This window comes from Amycolatopsis sp. NPDC057786 (assembly GCF_042797905.1).
Taxonomy (GTDB): domain Bacteria; phylum Actinomycetota; class Actinomycetes; order Mycobacteriales; family Pseudonocardiaceae; genus Amycolatopsis.
The window spans coordinates 1-15990 of sequence record NZ_JBHVKW010000046.1 but is presented as its reverse complement, the minus strand read 5'-3'; the positions used below and the strand labels follow the sequence as shown (position 1 = coordinate 15990).

The following is a 15990-nucleotide window of genomic DNA, read 5'->3' as shown; positions in this document are numbered from 1 at the left end:
CGAGACTAGACCAGCCCCTCAATGCCAGCCGAGGCAGGATCGGTGCCGCCAGTAGGCGACCGGTTCCTCCGCGAGCGCGGCCAGCTCCGCGAGTTCGTCTTCGGCGAGTTTCACCTTCGCGGCAACGAGATTCTCCGCGAGCTGGGCCGTGCTCGACGGGCCGATGACCGCGATCGGACGCCAGTCCTGCGCCAGCACCGCCGCGACGGCCACCGCGTCCGGGCCCGCCCCGTGGTCCCGCGCGATCCGCGCGAGCGCCGCGGGCGGCTCGACCACCAGCCGTCCGTTCGCGACGGTTTCCTTGACCAGCACCCGTTTCCCGGCGGCGCGCGCTTCGGCGAGTGCCGGACCGGCGGACGGTTCGAGCAGGTTCCACGTCGACTGCACCGCGCTGAAGACCGGCGTTCCGGACACCTCCAGCTCGAACGCCCGGCGGATCGCGTCGGCCTGCGACGGTCCGGACGTCGAGAACCCCACCGGCACGCCGTCCGCGGCGAGTTCCGCCAGCGCGCCGATCAGCCGGTCGTCGGTGAACAGTGGACTGTCCACAGTGAGCGAATGGACCTGGTAGAGCGAAATCGCCTTCCCCAGCAGCCCGGCGGATTCGGTCCACTGCTCGGCGAACCGCGCCGCGGTGTGCTCCTTGACCTCGTGCACCTCGGCGTCGAGCTTCCACTCCCCCACGTAGCGGTAGCCCCATTTGCTCGAGACGGTGACGTCCGGGTGGCCGCGGTCGGCGAGCCAGCCGGCGAGGAACTCCTCCGAAGAACCATACGAACGGGCGACGTCGATCCAGCGGACGCCCGCGCGGTACGCGTCGTCCAGGACGTCGTAGGTCGCCGCTCGCATCGCCTCGAACCCGCGTCCTGGCGGCAGCGCCTCGACCCGGCCGAGGTTGATGTACGCGGGCCTGCCGAGCGCCGCCAGTCCGACGGCGATCCGGTCGCCGACGGTGGTTTCCGAGTCTGTCACCGGGCTCCTTCGTTCTTGTGGCGGAGGATCGCGAGCCACTGGCTCGAGTTCTGCGCCTGCCGGTGGAGCTTTTCGAGGCGCGCCGCCGGAGCCCGAACGTAACCCTTGCCGAATACGGGCGCGATCTGACGGAGGCTGGCACCCTCTTCCCTGGCGGCGAGCAGCGCCCAGTCCGACGCGTCGGCGCAGGCCGCGGAGGCGCGGCGCAACTCCCCCAGGATCTCGATGAGTTCGGGGGCGCTCACCTCGCCCGCCCGTACGGCGGCGGCCGTCGTTTCCAGCCAGGCCAGGACATCGGCTTCGGTGATCGGCGCGCGCGGGCGCCCGGAAGATTCGCTCACAGCCCGTGAGTATAGGCCGTTATACAGACGTTTCGGGTGACCGCCACGCGGGAGTCTTCGGACACATCGTCCGAAAACCGCTGGAGCGCAACGGGATTCCGAGATTCACTGAGCCCTGGCTTGAGGATTCAGGAGAAGACAATTGGGACGTTTCGGTATCGCGATCCGGTTCGCCGCACTGGCGGTCGTCTGGGGTGCGAGTTTTCTGTTCATCAAGGTCGGCCTCACCGGCCTGTCGCCGGCCCAGGTGGCGCTCTCCCGCGTCTGCCTCGGCGCCTTGGCGCTGATCGCCATCGCCGCGTGGCGCCGTAAGCCGCTCCCCCGCGATCCGGCGCTCTGGGGCCACCTCGCGGTCGTCTCCGTACTGCTGTGCGTCATCCCGTTCCTGCTGTTCTCCTGGGCCGAGCAGTACATCTCCTCCGGGCTCGCCAGCATCTTCAACGCGACGACCCCGCTGATCACGATGCTCATCGCCGCCGCGGCCCTGCCGTCGGAACGGTTCACGAAGGCCCGCACGACGGGCCTGATCCTCGGTTTCCTCGGCGTGCTCACCATCGTCGGGGTCTGGCAAGGGATCGACGTCTCCCACGAACTGACCGCGCAGCTGGCGTGCCTGGGCGCGACGACCTGTTACGGCATCTCGTTCGTCTACGTGCGACGGTTCATCTCCTGGCGGAACCTCGACGCGCCCACCATCGCGCTCGGGCAGGTCTGCTGCGGCGCCGTCGTGATGCTGGCGCTCGCGCCGTTCATCGCGACGACGCCGGTGCGCCTCGACACACCGATCGTCCTCAGCATGATCGCGCTCGGAGCGCTGGGCACCGGACTCGCCTACGCGTGGAACGCCTCGATCATCGCGGCGTGGGGCGCGTCGAACGCATCGACCGTGACCTACCTCACACCTGTCGTGGGTGTCCTGCTCGGCGTCCTCGTGCTCGACGAACCCCTGGCGTGGAACCAGCCCGTCGGTGCGTTGCTCGTCGTTTTGGGGATCCTGGCCGCGCACGGGCGGCTGAGCGTGCGGAAGAAGGTCCAGGAGCCCGTACCCGCGTGACGCGAAAGGGCCCTTCGCCGCAAGTGCTGCGGCGAAGGGCCCTTTCGGCTTGCCCTACAGGTACTGACCGGTGTTCGTGGCGGTGTCGATCGCCCGCCCCGAATCCTGGTTCTTGCCGGTGACGAGCGTGCGGATGTACACGATCCGCTCGCCCTTCTTGCCGGAGATCCGGGCCCAGTCGTCCGGGTTGGTGGTGTTGGGCAGGTCCTCGTTCTCCGCGAACTCGTCGACGATCGCGTCCAGCAGATGCTGCACGCGCAGGCCGGGCTGCTGGGTCTCCAGCACCGACTTGATCGCCGATTTCTTCGCCCGGTCCACGATGTTCTGGATCATCGCGCCCGAGTTGAAGTCGCGGAAGTACAGGACTTCCTTGTCACCGTTGGCGTACGTGACCTCGAGGAACCGGTTTTCGTCCGTCTCCTCGTACATCCGCTCGACCGTGTGCTGGATCATCGCGTCGAACGTCGCCCTGCGGTCCCCGCCGAACTCGGCGAGGTCGTCCGCGTGGATCGGCAGGCCATCGGACAGGTACTTGGAGAAGATGTCCTTCGCGCCTTCGGCGTCCGGACGCTCGATCTTGATCTTGACGTCGAGCCGGCCCGGCCGCAGGATCGCCGGGTCGATCATGTCCTCGCGGTTGGAGGCGCCGATGACGATGACGTTCTCCAGGCCTTCCACACCGTCGATCTCCGAAAGCAGCTGCGGGACGATCGTGGTCTCCACGTCGGAGGACACGCCGGAACCGCGGGTGCGGAAGATCGAGTCCATCTCGTCGAAGAACACGATCACCGGGGTGCCTTCGGAGGCCTTTTCCCGAGCCCGCTGGAAGATCAGGCGGATATGCCGCTCGGTCTCCCCGACGAACTTGTTCAGCAGTTCCGGACCCTTGATGTTCAGGAAGTAGGACTTCCCGTCCGCCTTGTCGCCGCGGGCTTCCGCGACCTTCTTGGCGAGCGAGTTGGCCACCGCCTTGGCGATGAGGGTCTTACCGCAGCCAGGAGGCCCGTAGAGCAGGACGCCCTTCGGCGGCCGCAACTGGTACTCCTGGTAGAGATCAGCGTGCAGGAACGGAAGCTCGACGGCGTCGCGGATCTGCTCGATCTGCCGGGTGAGGCCACCGATGTCCTCGTACCGGACGTCGGGCACCTCCTCCAGCACGAGATCCTCGACCTCCGCCTTCGGCACGCGTTCGTAGGCGTACCCGGCTTTCGAGTCCACCAGCAGGGAATCGCCCGGTTTGAGGGGCTGTTCGGCCAACGGATCGGAGAGCAGGACGACCCGCTCCTCGTCCGCGTGCCCGACCACGAGCGCGCGGGGGCTGCCGCCCTCGACGTCCGGGGCCAGTACCTCGCGCAGCGCGCAGACCTCGCCGATCCGCTCGAAGTCACCGCCTTCGACGACGGTGAGCGCCTCGTTGAGCCGCAACGCCTGTCCGCGCTGAAGCGACGAGACCTCGACCGCGGGTGAGACCGAAACCCGCATCTTGCGGCCCGCGGTGAACACGTCCACCGTGTTGTCCTCGTACGCGGTGACGAACACGCCGTAACCGCTCGGAGGCTGGGCCAGCCTGTCGACCTCCTCTCGCAACGCGAGCAACTGGCCACGCGCCTCGCGGAGCGTCTCGACCAGTTTCGTGTTGCGTTCCGTGAGTTGGCTCACTCGTTCCGACGCCTCGGCGAGTCGCTGCTCCAGCACTCGGTTCTGACGTGGCGAATCGGTGAGCTTCCGGCGCAGCAGGGCGACTTCCTCCTCGAGGAAGCGGATTTGACGTGCCTGCTCGTCGGACGTGGTTCCAGCTCCGGTCGTTTCTGAAGGGTCGGCCTCCTCGCGCCGACCTCCGGGAAGGTCATGATGCATCGGGCACCTCCTCGGAGTGCTTTTCATTCCACGGTACCGGCGATCACCGACAATAAAAGGCCTTTCCGCATCACAAGATCGGCGCGTCGCGTTCCGGACGACCCGCCAGCACGTACGTTCACGCCGCGCAAGGGGCCATCCCGGTGCCGGGTCCGGCACTCCCATGGTCACAATCCGTCCACCTGGCCTGACCTGCGGCGGAATACCCGGCTCCGTCCGGGTGCAAACGGGATTCCGGTATCAGTTCGGCCCTAATCGAGCGGCGATCCGGCTCGATGGCTAGCATCGGGCGACGTTCGCTGGGGAGGCGGACCCGCAGGTCATGTTGAGCATTTTCGCAGAACAGCTAGGGGGCACCAGCCATGACTTACCCGCCGCAGCAGCCCGGCGGCTACGGACAAGATCCGTACGGCCAGCAGGGCGGGTACCCGCAGAGCGGCCCCCAGCCGCAACAGGGATACCCGGGTGGCGGCCAGTACGGACAGGACCCGTACGGCCAGCAACAAGGCGGCTATCCGCAGAGCGGTCCGCAGCCCCAGCAGGGATACCCCGGTGGCACGCAGCAGTTCGGCCAGCCGGATCCGTACGGGCAGCAGGGCGGCTACAACGCCTACCCGCAGGAAGGCGGGTTCGGCGGCGGAGAGCCACCCAAGAAAAAGAAGACCGGTCTTATCGTCGGTATCGCGATCGGCGCGGTCCTGCTGGTCGGTGGCGGTGTCACCGCGCTGGTCATCGCGCTGAACTCGGGTGACGACAGCCAGACCGCCGCGCCGCCCACCAGCAGCGCCGCCCCGTCGGAGGCCCCGTCCTCGTCGTCGCAGAAGCCGAGCTCGACCCGGACCAGGTCCAGCTCGCCGAGCACGTCGTCGACCAGGGGCTCGGGCCCGGCGCCCGGCGGCAAGGCCACGCCGCAGGAAGTCTTCGAAAGCGCCGCGACCTCTTACAGCGCGGGTGACAAGAGGACGTTCCTCGATCTGATCTGCCGTAGCGAGAACACCAAGGACGAGGGCAAGCCGCTCGACCCCATCAAGCTCGAGATCACCGAGCCCGCCAAGGAGAGCGGCGACCGGGCGACCGGCCGTTACCGCGCCACCCAGGGCACCAAGATGGCGGAAGGCACGATCACGGCGGCCAAGGAGTCGAACCTGTGGTGCCTCAAGGACATCAAGGCCGACAAGAAGTGACCTGTCCGTGACGGTGAGCCACAGGCTGACCGCCGTGGCGGTCGTTTGTGGCGCGGTCGTGGCCGGGGTCGTGGTGGGGCTGCTCCTGGTGGCCCCCTCCGGCTCCGACCCGGCCGCGTCGAGTACCGGCGCGCCCGCGCCACCGCCGGCCGCGTCTTCCCGTCCGGTTCCGGTGGATCCGGACGTGGCGGCGGTCGAGGTGGTCGGCAAGGCGATCGCCGCGGCCATCGTCAACCACGACGCGGCGGCGTTCGGGAAACTCACCTGCGTCCAGCAGTCGTCCGCCGATCTGGCCGAGCTCGGCCGGAAATGGGCGGCGGCGGGCAAGGTGACCGCGACCGTTCCGGATCCGCCGGTGGTCAGCGGCGGGTCCGCCACCGTGACCGTCCACGTCGAAGGCGTGGGCGGACAGAAGGACACGCCGTTCCCGCTCAAGAAGCACGACGGCAAGTGGTGCGTGCCCTAGTCAGTACATGAAGGCCCCCTTCACCGCGCTAGACGCAGGGAAGGGGGCCTTTATGTACTTCAGGTCTTACTAGCCCTTGCCGGAGCGGCGGTGCACCCGCGGCGAAACGGTGCCGTCCGCCAGACGGCGCGCCGTCAGCAGGAACGCGGTGTGCGCGACCATCCGGTGGTCCGGCCGCACCGCGAGGCTCACGACGTGCCAAGGCCGCATGAGGGTCTCCCACGATTCCGGCTCGGTCCAGCACTGCTGATCCCGCAAGGCTTCCGTGATCCGCGACAGTTGTGTGACCGTCGCCACATAGACGGTGAGCACGCCACCCGGCACCAGATGCGCGGCGACCGTCTCCAGCTGGTCCCAGGGCGCCAGCATGTCGAGGACGACGCGGTCCACCTCGCCGGTGTGCGTCGACAGGTCCGCGACCGTCAGCGACCAGTTGTCCGGTTTGTGGCCGAAGAACTTCTCGACGTTCCGCTCGGCGTGTTCGGCGTGGTCGTCCCGGATCTCGTAGGACTGCACGGTCCCTTCCGAACCGACCGCCCGCAGCAGCGAACAGGTCAGCGCGCCGGAACCGGCGCCCGCCTCGAGCACCCTCGCCCCCGGGAAGATGTCGCCCCACATCACGATCTGCGCGGCGTCCTTCGGGTAGATCACCTGCGCGCCACGCGGCATCGACAACACGTAGTCCGGCAGCAGCGGGCGAAGCGCCAGATAATGGCTGCCGCCGGCCGAAGTGACGACCGAACCCTCCTGCGCACCGATCACGTCGTCATGCGCCAGCGCGCCGCGATGGGTGTGATACTGCTGTCCCTCGGCGAGGACCATGGTGTAGTGCCGCCCCTTGGAGTCGGTCAGCTGAACCCGGTCACCAACACGAAACGGCCCTCGGACCGACACTGAACCTCCATACGCGCGAACACAGATCGACGACCGATCCTCGCAGGTGGCCGCACCGCGCTACGCCGGGGGTCGGCTCCGGGTCATCGCGGCGCGCAGGTCTTCACGCCTGAGCACCCCCGCGGGCCTGCCTTCGTCGTCCACCACGAGGAACTGCCACGCGGCCGTTTCCCGCACCCGCTCGGCGATCTCCTCCCCCGACTCCGACGAAAGCAGCACGGTGTCGGCGCGGATCGGCTCCGCGGCCATCTCCGCGGGCGCGTGCGGCGACGTCCCGGCCAGCTGCCCCGCGGCCGTCTCGTCGAGCAGGCCCGCCGCGACGCCGTCGGCACGCACCAGGACCACCCCGCGGCCCGCCGAAGCGGCCAGCGCGTCCGAGACGGGGCTTTCCGCTGGAAGCTGCAGAACGGGCCGGACGAGTTCGCTCAGCCGCACACCTTCCGGCCATCCCCGGCGGGTTTCGGCGGCGAGTTCGCTTCGGGCGCCGAGGATCACGAACCACGCCGTCACGACGCAGACACCGAGCCGGAGCCAGCGGTCCTCGCTGCCGGCCGCCAGCCCCCACAGCGCCCAGACGACCAGTCCGGCGGCCACGAGACCGCCACCGACGACCGCCGCCCGCGTGCCCTTCTCACGGCGGCCGGTCGCCGCCCAGACCCCGGCGCGGACCAGCCTGCCGCCGTCGAGCGGAAGCCCGGGAAGGAGGTTGAAGATCCCGACCGCGAAGTTCGCGACGGCGCATTCGGCGATGAGCAGCCATGCCGCGCTTTCCGGCGGGACGGCGAACATCAGCAGACCGCAGAAACCGCCGAGCAGCAGCGAAACGATCGGTCCCGCGGCCGCGACGAGGCCTTCCTGCCTCGGCTCGCGGGGTGTCCTGGCGACCTCGGAGAGGCCGCCGAGCAGGAACAGCCGGAGGCGCCGGACCGGGATGCCGAGCCGCAGCGCGACCAGGCAGTGGCCGAGTTCGTGCGCGAGCACGGAGAGTCCGAGAAGGACCGCGAACGCGGCCGCCAGCAGCCACGAGGTCAGCGTCGTCGCGCCGGGCAGGATCCGCCCGACCAGCGGCGTGTAGAGCACCACGATGATCAGGGAGCCGACCCACCACGAAGGGGCCAGCAGCACGGGGATCCCGGAGACGCGGAACAGCAGGAGCCCACCCTCCGGCGCCACGCCTCGTCGAGGCGGGCCCTGCTCACCCGTCACCGCCATGTGTCAGAGCGTAGATGCCCAGGTGTGGGGTGCCGGTAACCCGCCCTTCCCGTCCGGGTGGTGTCGGTCATGCCGCTCCGGTGCGTCGCGGTACCGGAACTGTCGGTGCCCGGCGATACGCTCACCCCATGCCCGACACCGACACGGTCACCGCCGATCCGCCGCCCGGCGCCGAAGTCCCGCGCCGTCGGCCGGCCCTGTCCCCGTCGCGTGCCAGCGACTTCAAGCAGTGCCCGCTGCTCTACCGCTTCCGCGCGGTCGACAGACTGCCCGAGATCCCGACGAAGGCCCAGCTGCGCGGCACGCTGGTGCATTCGGTGCTGGAGCGCCTGTTCTCCCTTCCCCAAGCCGATCGCACCCCACCGCAGGCCAAGGAACTGCTCGCGCCGGCGTGGGAGGACCTGTCCGCGGAACGTCCCGAATGGATCGAGCTGTTCGACCAGGACGATCCCGAGGCCGTCACCTCGTGGCTCTCGTCGGCCGAGCAGCTCGTCGACACCTACTTCGGCCTCGAGGATCCGCGCCGCCTGGAACCCGAGGCGTGCGAGCTGCACGTCGAGATCGAGCTGGGCTCCGGAGTGCTGCTCCGGGGTTACGTCGACAGGCTGGACGTCGCGCCGACCGGCGAGATCCGCGTCGTCGACTACAAGACCGGTGCCGCGCCGCGCGAGATCGGCGAGGCCAAGGCGATGTTCCAGATGAAGTTCTACGCCGTGGTCCTCTGGCGGCTTCGCGGTGTCGTGCCGCGTCAGCTGAAACTGATGTACCTCACCGACGGGCAGTCCCTGGCCTACACGCCGGACGAAGGCGAGCTGATCCGCTTCGAGCGCACGCTGGAGGCGATCTGGCAGGCGATCCTCAAGGCGGGCAAGACCGGCGATTTCCGCCCCAATCCGAGCAAACTCTGCGCGTGGTGCGATCACCAGGCGCTCTGCCCGCAGTACGGCGGCACTCCCCCGCCGTATCCCGGCTGGCCGGAACCGGATCCCGGCGAAGAGTCCGTATTGGACCGTGCGGATTAGGGTGCTGTTGTGACAGAAGCCTTTTACATGCCGTCAGGTGACGGCCTCTTCCTCCCGACCCCGCACACCGCCGGCCCTTGGACCCCGGACGCGCAGCACTTCGGGCCGCCCTCGGCGTTGCTGGTCCGCGCGCTCGAAGAGGTCGAGGCGCCGCACGCGAGTCAGCTGGCACGAGTGACGATCGAGATCCTCGGTCCCGCGCCGCTCAAGGAGCTTTCGGTGCGGGCGTGGGTGGAGCGGCCGGGCCGGTCGGTCGAGTGGCTGGTCGCCGAGCTCGCCCATGGTGAGCGGGTCGTCGCCCGCGCGTCGGCGTGGCGGATCGCGACTTCGGACACCACGGCGGTGGCCACCGCGGAAGGTCCGGCGCTGCCCTCGCCGGAGGGGCTGCCGACGTCCTCCTGGCCGGAGGGCTGGCACGGCGGGTACCTCGACGCCGTCGAGTGGCGGCGGGTCAAGGGCGCGCTGGACGCGGCGGGACCGGCGACCGTCTGGGGCCGTCAGCGCGTCGCCCTCGTCGACGGGGAGAAGCCGAGCCCGCTGCAGCGGCTGTTCGTCCTCGCGGATTCCGGCAACGGGATCTCGAACTTCCTGGATCCGCGTGAGTGGTGGTTCATCAACTCGGAGCTGACGGTGCACCTCCGCCGCCCGCCGCTGGGCGACTGGATCGGCGTCGACGCGGCCACCCTGGTCGGCCCGAACGGCATCGGGACGGCGACCACCACGCTGCACGACGCCTCGGGCCCGATCGCCTCCGGTGCCCAGGCTCTCCTGGTGCGACCGCGACAGGCGGGCCGATAGGCGCGCTTTCTCGGCGGGTTTCCAATAGCCTTCCCGGAACAACAGACACAGGGAGCGCTTCGGCATGCAGATCACCTCGGTGGTCAACCAGAAAGGCGGGGTCGGCAAGACCTCACTCAGCGTGGGCGCGGCGGCCGCTTTGGCCGAACGCGGCCGCCGGGTGCTGCTGATCGACCTCGACCCCCAGGGCCACGCGACCACCGAACTCCTCGGGCTGGACGAGGTGGCGCACGACATGCCCAGCCTGGCGAAAGCCCTGACCAAGGTATGGAAGGGGCCCATCGAGGAACTCGCCGTGCGGCATCCGCGCAGCAACCTCGGCCGGGGCGGCGCGTTCGACGTCATCCCGACCTCACCGGGCATGTTCGACCTGATCCGGCGACTGGACCAGTTCCGCGTACCCGGCTGGCAGCTGGCCAGGGTCATCCAGTTCGCGAACTACGACCACATCATCATCGACTGCCCGCCAGCGCTCGACGTCCTGACCAACAACGCGCTCGCCGCTTCGCATGGCATCCTCGTGCCGGTGCAGCCGGACCGGACGAGCATCCGCGCGCTGCGCCTGCTCGCGGACCAGGTGCGTTACGTCGAACAGACCGTCGGCCGTCCGCCGATCGCCTACTACGGCCTCGTCCCCGGTCTGTACCGCCGCCCGATCTCGCACTACGCGGCGGCGGCGTTGCAGGAGTTGTACGCGTTCGGGATCCCGATGCTGTCGCACGTCCCGCTCGGCGTCGTGATGAACGAGGCCGCCGCGCACGGCGTGCCGGTGACGACCTACGCGCCGGAAACCTTGCAGGCGCTGTCGTTCCGGGAGATCGCGGCGACACTGGACGGTTACCTGCAGAACCATCCGGCCGCGGCGATCGTGCCCGCGGACGAGGACTTCGTCTTCGAGGATTTCATCACCGAGGTGTCGGTGACCCGCAGCGCGAAGGACAACGGGGCGCGCAAGAAGCTCTACGACCTGATGCCCAAGAAGCCGAACAGGCCTCGCTGACCAATGCCATGAAAGGTCCTTTCCTTGCGAATTTCGCAAGGAAAGGACCTTTCATGGCGTCTGTGACCGCTCTCAGAGGCGGCAGGCCCGGATGTCCGATGCCAGCACGGCCTTGGCGCCGGTTTCGGCGAGTTCGTCCATGATCCGGTTGACCTCCTTGCGCGGCACCATCGCTCGCACGGCCACCCAGTCGTCGTGCGCGAGGGGCGCGACGGTCGGCGACTCGAGGCCCGGCGTGATCGCGATGGCCGCGTCGAGCAGCGAACGCGGGCAGTCGTAGTCCAGCATCATGTAGTGCTGGGCGAAGACGACGCCTTGCAGCCGTGCCTTCAGCTGGTCCTTCGGCCGGGTGTGCTCGGTGCCCGCCCGCTGCAGCAGCACCGCCTCCGACACACAGATCGGATCCCCGAAGGCCACGAGGTTGTGCTGGCGCAGCGAACGTCCGGACTCGACGACGTCCGCGATGGCGTCGGCGACACCGAGCTGGATCGAGATCTCGACGGCACCGTCGAGGCGGATGACCTCCGCCTCCACCCCGTGCTGCTTCAGGTTCTCGCGCACGAGGCGCGGGTACGACGTCGCGAGCCGCTTGCCCTGGAGGTCTTCGGCCTTCCACTCCCGGCCCGCGGGTGCGGCGTACCGGAAGGTGGAGCCGCCGAATCCGAGGCCGAGGATCTCCTCGACCGGGGCGCCGGAATCCAGCGCGAGGTCGCGGCCGGTGATGCCGAGATCCAGCTCGCCGGACCCGACGTAGATCGCGATGTCCTTGGGACGCAAGAAGAAGAACTCGACCTCGTTGACGGTGTCCAGCACGGTCAGGTCGCGGGCCTCATGTCGCCTGCGGTAGCCGGCCTCTCCGAGCATCTCCGACGCGGCGGCGGCGAGGGCTCCCTTGTTCGGCACGGCGACACGCAGCATTGCTTCTCCTTGGTTCTCCGGACGCGAACGCGTCACAGGTACCGGTACACGTCCTCTGTCGACAGTCCTCGGCCGAGCATGAGCACCTGTACGCGGTACAGCAGCTGTGAGATCTCCTCGGCGAGCCTGTCATCGGATTCGTGCTCGGCGGCGATCCACACCTCGCCCGCCTCTTCGAGCACCTTCTTGCCCTGCGCGTGCACTCCCGCGTCGAGCGCGGCGACGGTGCCGGAACCGTCGGGCCGCGTGCGGGCGCGGTCGGCAAGCTCGGCGAACAGCTCATCGAAGGTCTTCACAGTCTGGAGATCCTTCCATCCGCGCCCGCGCCGCGCTGCCCCGGGCCGGTGTGGTGCCGGTCGCGTCACACTTCAGAACAGCGCCGCGCCACCCCGCTCGAAGTCGAGCAGGTGCCGCTTCCGTTCGACGCCACCGCCGTAGCCGGTGAGATCGCCGGTGGAACCGATCACCCGATGGCACGGCACGATGATGCTGATCGGGTTCTTCCCGTTCGCGAGCCCGACCGCGCGCGACGCGGTGGGCCTGCCGAGCCGGTCGGCGAGCTGACCGTAGGACACCGTCTCGCCATATGGGATCCCGAGCAGTCCTTCCCAGACCATCCGCTGGAACGCGGTGCCGCCGAGGCTCAGCGGAAGATCGAAATCCTTCCGCTGTCCGGCGAAGTACTCCTTCAGCTGTTTTTCGGTGTCCACGAAGATCGGCGAGCCCGGGTCCGGATGGCCGAACGTCTCCTCGGCCGGGCGATGCCGCTGCTGGACCATGTACACCCCGCAGAGGCTTTCGCCGTCCGCGACCAGGGTCAGCTGGTCGTACGGGCTGTCGATGACGGTGTGCGTGCGCATGGCGCTCCTCGAAATTCAGGCGGCGGGCAGCCGGTTGATCGGGTGATCTCCGGTCGCCCAGAGGTGTTGGACGGCGTAGGCGCGCCACGGGCGCCAGCGTTCGGCGTGCGCGGCGAACGCGGCCGGGCCGAGCCCGAGTCCCTTCGCGGCGACCTTGACGCCGAGATCGTTCGGCAGGAAGGCGTCAGGATCGCCGAGCGAGCGCATCGCGATGCTCTCGACGGTCCACGGGCCGAAGCCGGGCAGCGCATGTAGCCGCTCGCGGGCTCGCTGCCAGTCACTTCCCGCGCCGAGGTCGAGATCGCCGCCGTTCAGCTCGGCCACGAGTCCGAGCAGGGTCCGCTTGCGGCTCTGCGGCATCGCGAGGCTTTCGGGGTCGAGGTCCGCCAGCGCCGCGGCGTCCGGGAAGAGGTGCGTGAGGCCACCGTCCGGATCGTCGACGGGGGCACCGTGCGCTAGGACCAGGCGGGCGGCGTGGGTGCGGGCCGCGGCGGTGGACACCTGCTGGCCCAGGACGGCGCGGACGGCGAACTCGTCGCCGTCGACCGTCCTCGGCACCCGCCTGCCCGGCGCGGCGGCCACGAGGGGCGCGAGCAGCGGGTCCGCCGCCAGCGCCTCGTCGACCGCGACCGGGTCGGCGTCGAGGTCGAGCAGGCGGCGGCAACGGCTGATCGCGGTCGAGAGGTCCCGCAGATCCGACAGCGTGAGACGGCAGCCGATGTAGCCGTCCTCCGGCTTGAGCGCGACGACGGCGGGGCCGTGCGGAAGCCGCAGCGTCCGGCGGTACGCGCCGTCGCGCCATTCTTCGACGCCGGGGACGCCTGTCGCGACCAGATGCCCGAAGAGGTTGTCCGGGAACAACGGCTTCCGGTACGGCAAGCGCAGGCTCAGCGTTCCGGGTGCGGCGGCGGGCGCCGTGCGGACGCGAGCCCGCAGCTCCGTCGGAGACAAGGCGAACACTTCTCGCACTGTGTCGTTGAAGGTCCGGACACTGCCGAAGCCCGCGGCGAGGGCGACGTCGATCATCGACAGTCCGGTCGTCTCGATCAGCAGCCGCGCCGTCTGCGCCCGCTGGGCGCGGGCGAGGCTGAGCGGACCGGCACCGAGTTCGGCACGCACATGCCGCTCCACCTGCCGGACGCTGTAGCCCAGCCGGGCGGCCAGCCCGCTCACGCCGTGGGTGTCGACGACGCCGTCGGAGATCAGCCGCATCGCCCTGGCCACCAGGTCCGCGCGCTCGTTCCACTGCGGCGACCCCGGGCTCGCGTCCGGACGGCACCGCTTGCAGGCGCGGAACCCCGCCTCCTGCGCGGCCGCCGCGCTCGGGTAGAAGGTCATATTCTCCGGTTTGGGCGGGACGACCGGGCAACTCGCCCGGCAGTAGATCCGCGTCGTCAGGACCGCGGTGAAGAACCAGCCGTCGAACCGGGCGTCCTTCGACTGGACCGCCCGGACGCAGCGCTCGAAATCCTCATGCACCCGGCAAGCATCACCGACCGCACGGGGCGCGGTCTAGCGGAAATGCGACATGGCGGTCAGGGCAGGAGCGCGGTCAGCGCCGGCACGTCGAGACCGACCAGCGACGAACGGAACACGCGCCGTTCACCCGGCTCGACCTCGACGTCGTTCGGGATCACCACCACCGTGCAGCCCGCGGCGGCCGCCGAAGCCGCGCCCGGCGGTGAATCCTCGATCGCGACGCACCGGGAAGCCGGGACTCCCAGCAACTCCGCGGCCAGCTGGTACGGCCTGGCATCCGGCTTGTTCAGACCATCGACCTCGTCACCGCAGACCGTGGCGGCGAAGTACTCGCGGCCGATGGTGTTGAGCGCGAGTTCGGTCAGGGGCCGTTCGGTGGAGGTGACCAGTGCCATCGGGACACCGTTGGCGCGCAACAGTTCGAGCAGCTCCTGCGCGCCGGGGCGCCACGGGAGCGGGCCGTCGAACAGGTTGGCCGTGCGGCGGCGGATCCACTCCCCCATCTCCGCGATCGACTCGGGCGTGACGGGCCTGCCGCAGACTTCGAGGAGGAACGCGGCCGTGTCGTCCATATTGGACCCGACGAGACTCAGGCGCTGTTCCTCGGCCAGGGTGCCGCCGAGGCTTTCGACGGCCTCGTAGAGCGCGACGTCCCACAGCTTCTCCGAGTCGACCAGCGTGCCGTCCATATCCCACAGCACGGCGGCGAGTCCGTCCAGTGTGGACGGTTCGGTCACGGTTCCCCCTCACGATCGGATGGACCTTCTCCGGACCCACGGTAGCCGAGACGGATTCATGTCGGCGGCGAGGTCACTGCCCGAAATGTCACGTACGTCGGCTCCGTGCGGTTCGCCCCGGCGAAACGCCATCGGACATGCCCAACGCCGCACGGCCGCCTGGTCGTAGGCTGGTCCGGTGAGTGAGCCCGTCGACGAGACCCAGCGGCCCGGCCGCGACCACCCGGATGACAGCAAGCCGATCATGATCGTCGCCTTCGAGGGATGGAACGACGCAGGTGACGCGGCCAGCCGGGCGGTCGAGCATCTCCAGCTCAACTGGGATGCGACACCGCTGAGCGAGCTGAGTCCTGACGAGTACTACGACTTCCAGGTCAGCAGACCGACCGTACGCATGGTGGACGGCGTCACCCGAAGGGTCGACTGGCCGACCACGCGGCTCTCGGTGTGCCGCCCGGAGGGCTTCAGCCGCGACATCGTGCTGGTCCAGGGGCCCGAACCGAATATGCGCTGGCGTGCTTTCTGCGCCGAACTCCTGGAGCACATCCAGCAACTCGAAGTCGCCACGGTCGTCACCCTCGGCGCTCTACTGGCCGACACCGCGCACACCCGACCCGTCCCGGTCACCGGGACGGCGTACGACAAGGACACCGCTTCGCAGTTCGGCCTGGAGCTGAACAACTACCAGGGACCGACCGGCATCGTCGGAGTCCTGCAGGACTACTGCGTGCAGGCGGGCGTCCCGGCGGTGTCGATCTGGGCCGCCGTGCCGCACTACGTCTCGCACCCGCCGTCGCCGAAGGCCACGCTGGCGCTGCTGCACAAGCTCGAGGACGTCCTCGACGTCGAGATCCCGCTCGGCGCCCTGCCCGAGCAGGCCGAGGAGTGGCAGCGGACGGTCACCGAGATGGCCGAGGAGGACGAAGAGATCAGCGAGTACGTCCGGGGGCTGGAGGAACGCGGCGACGCGGAGACCGAGTTCACGCTGGACGACGTGAGCGGGGACAAGATCGCGGCCGAGTTCGAGCGGTACCTGCGGCGGCGCCGCCCAGGTCAGGACGGTCCCGGCCGCGGCTGAGCCTCCGGTCTCGTTCGGCCCGGTCCGTGAAGGCCTGGTGGATTCACGTGGTGGTTGCAACACGCATTGTTTGTTGGCCTGAGAGTAGTGCTTCGAGGGCTTCGGCTGGGGTGTGCCA

Annotated in this window: 17 protein-coding genes; 7 read left to right on the top strand and 10 right to left on the bottom strand. The window is 69.3% G+C overall.

All coding sequences use genetic code 11. The annotated features are described in order from the left end of the window. Positions 1-18: 18 nt before the first annotated feature. On the bottom strand, positions 19-972 hold the full coding sequence (locus tag ACFVM3_RS23050) for an aldo/keto reductase (RefSeq protein ID WP_378441601.1): 954 nt from the start codon (positions 970-972) through the stop codon (positions 19-21). Next, complete coding sequence (locus ACFVM3_RS23045) at positions 969-1313, bottom strand: hypothetical protein (RefSeq protein ID WP_125678154.1); 345 nt, start codon at positions 1311-1313, stop codon at positions 969-971. The genes ACFVM3_RS23050 and ACFVM3_RS23045 overlap by 4 nt, the downstream gene beginning before the upstream one ends. A gap of 142 nt (positions 1314-1455) precedes the next feature. Here ACFVM3_RS23045 and ACFVM3_RS23040 point away from each other — a divergent pair, with 142 nt between their 5' ends. Beyond that, a complete protein-coding gene (locus tag ACFVM3_RS23040) occupies positions 1456-2367 on the top strand; it encodes a DMT family transporter (protein ID WP_378441600.1) in 912 nt (303 codons plus the stop codon). Positions 2368-2421: 54 nt separating this feature from the next. On the opposite strand, the gene arc is transcribed toward ACFVM3_RS23040, so the two are convergent. Next, a complete protein-coding gene (gene arc, locus ACFVM3_RS23035) occupies positions 2422-4224 on the bottom strand; it encodes a proteasome ATPase (protein WP_378441598.1) in 1803 nt (600 codons plus the stop codon). A gap of 362 nt (positions 4225-4586) precedes the next feature. On the opposite strand from arc, the gene ACFVM3_RS23030 reads away from it, so the two are divergent. Beyond that, entirely contained in the window at positions 4587-5408 is an 822-nt protein-coding gene (locus ACFVM3_RS23030) for a hypothetical protein (protein ID WP_378441596.1), read from the top strand. A 7-nt stretch (positions 5409-5415) separates the two neighbouring features. Further along, positions 5416-5874, top strand: a complete 459-nt coding sequence (locus ACFVM3_RS23025) for a hypothetical protein (RefSeq protein WP_378441594.1) — start codon at positions 5416-5418, stop codon at positions 5872-5874. Positions 5875-5943: 69 nt separating this feature from the next. Here ACFVM3_RS23025 and ACFVM3_RS23020 read toward each other — a convergent pair whose 3' ends face one another. Together ACFVM3_RS23020 and ACFVM3_RS23015 are read right to left on the bottom strand one after the other, a co-directional pair. Further along, positions 5944-6768, bottom strand: a complete 825-nt coding sequence (locus tag ACFVM3_RS23020) for a tRNA (adenine-N1)-methyltransferase (RefSeq protein WP_007035384.1) — start codon at positions 6766-6768, stop codon at positions 5944-5946. 60 nt (positions 6769-6828) lie between these two features. After that, positions 6829-7980 carry a M50 family metallopeptidase gene (locus ACFVM3_RS23015; protein WP_378441593.1) on the bottom strand — a complete coding sequence of 384 codons (1152 nt, stop codon included), beginning with the start codon at positions 7978-7980 and terminating at the stop codon, positions 6829-6831. A gap of 128 nt (positions 7981-8108) precedes the next feature. On the opposite strand from ACFVM3_RS23015, the gene ACFVM3_RS23010 reads away from it, so the two are divergent. The 3 genes from ACFVM3_RS23010 to ACFVM3_RS23000 all read left to right on the top strand — a co-directional run bounded on the left by ACFVM3_RS23010 (position 8109) and on the right by ACFVM3_RS23000 (position 10800). Then, positions 8109-9002, top strand: coding sequence for a RecB family exonuclease (locus ACFVM3_RS23010; RefSeq protein ID WP_005150226.1), 894 nt, complete (start codon positions 8109-8111; stop codon positions 9000-9002). Positions 9003-9011: 9 nt separating this feature from the next. Then, entirely contained in the window at positions 9012-9800 is a 789-nt protein-coding gene (locus tag ACFVM3_RS23005; RefSeq protein ID WP_378441591.1) for a thioesterase family protein, read from the top strand. Between the two features lie 64 nt (positions 9801-9864). Then, positions 9865-10800, top strand: coding sequence for a ParA family protein (locus tag ACFVM3_RS23000; RefSeq protein ID WP_378441589.1), 936 nt, complete (start codon positions 9865-9867; stop codon positions 10798-10800). Between the two features lie 72 nt (positions 10801-10872). Here ACFVM3_RS23000 and hisG read toward each other — a convergent pair whose 3' ends face one another. The 5 genes from hisG to ACFVM3_RS22975 all read right to left on the bottom strand — a co-directional run bounded on the left by hisG (position 10873) and on the right by ACFVM3_RS22975 (position 14794). Beyond that, positions 10873-11718 (bottom strand): ATP phosphoribosyltransferase, encoded by an 846-nt coding sequence (hisG, locus tag ACFVM3_RS22995; protein WP_126732010.1) that lies wholly within the window; start codon positions 11716-11718, stop codon positions 10873-10875. 32 nt (positions 11719-11750) lie between these two features. Continuing rightward, a complete protein-coding gene (locus tag ACFVM3_RS22990; protein ID WP_034306611.1) occupies positions 11751-12014 on the bottom strand; it encodes a phosphoribosyl-ATP diphosphatase in 264 nt (87 codons plus the stop codon). 72 nt (positions 12015-12086) lie between these two features. After that, complete coding sequence (locus tag ACFVM3_RS22985; protein WP_378441587.1) at positions 12087-12578, bottom strand: methylated-DNA--[protein]-cysteine S-methyltransferase; 492 nt, start codon at positions 12576-12578, stop codon at positions 12087-12089. A 15-nt stretch (positions 12579-12593) separates the two neighbouring features. After that, positions 12594-14057: an AlkA N-terminal domain-containing protein gene (locus ACFVM3_RS22980; protein ID WP_378441585.1), complete on the bottom strand. Its 1464-nt coding sequence runs from the start codon at positions 14055-14057 to the stop codon at positions 12594-12596. A 56-nt stretch (positions 14058-14113) separates the two neighbouring features. Continuing rightward, positions 14114-14794, bottom strand: a complete 681-nt coding sequence (locus tag ACFVM3_RS22975) for an HAD family hydrolase (RefSeq protein ID WP_378441583.1) — start codon at positions 14792-14794, stop codon at positions 14114-14116. A gap of 178 nt (positions 14795-14972) precedes the next feature. On the opposite strand from ACFVM3_RS22975, the gene ACFVM3_RS22970 reads away from it, so the two are divergent. Beyond that, positions 14973-15872, top strand: a complete 900-nt coding sequence (locus ACFVM3_RS22970; protein ID WP_126732014.1) for a PAC2 family protein — start codon at positions 14973-14975, stop codon at positions 15870-15872. Positions 15873-15990: the final 118 nt, after the last annotated feature.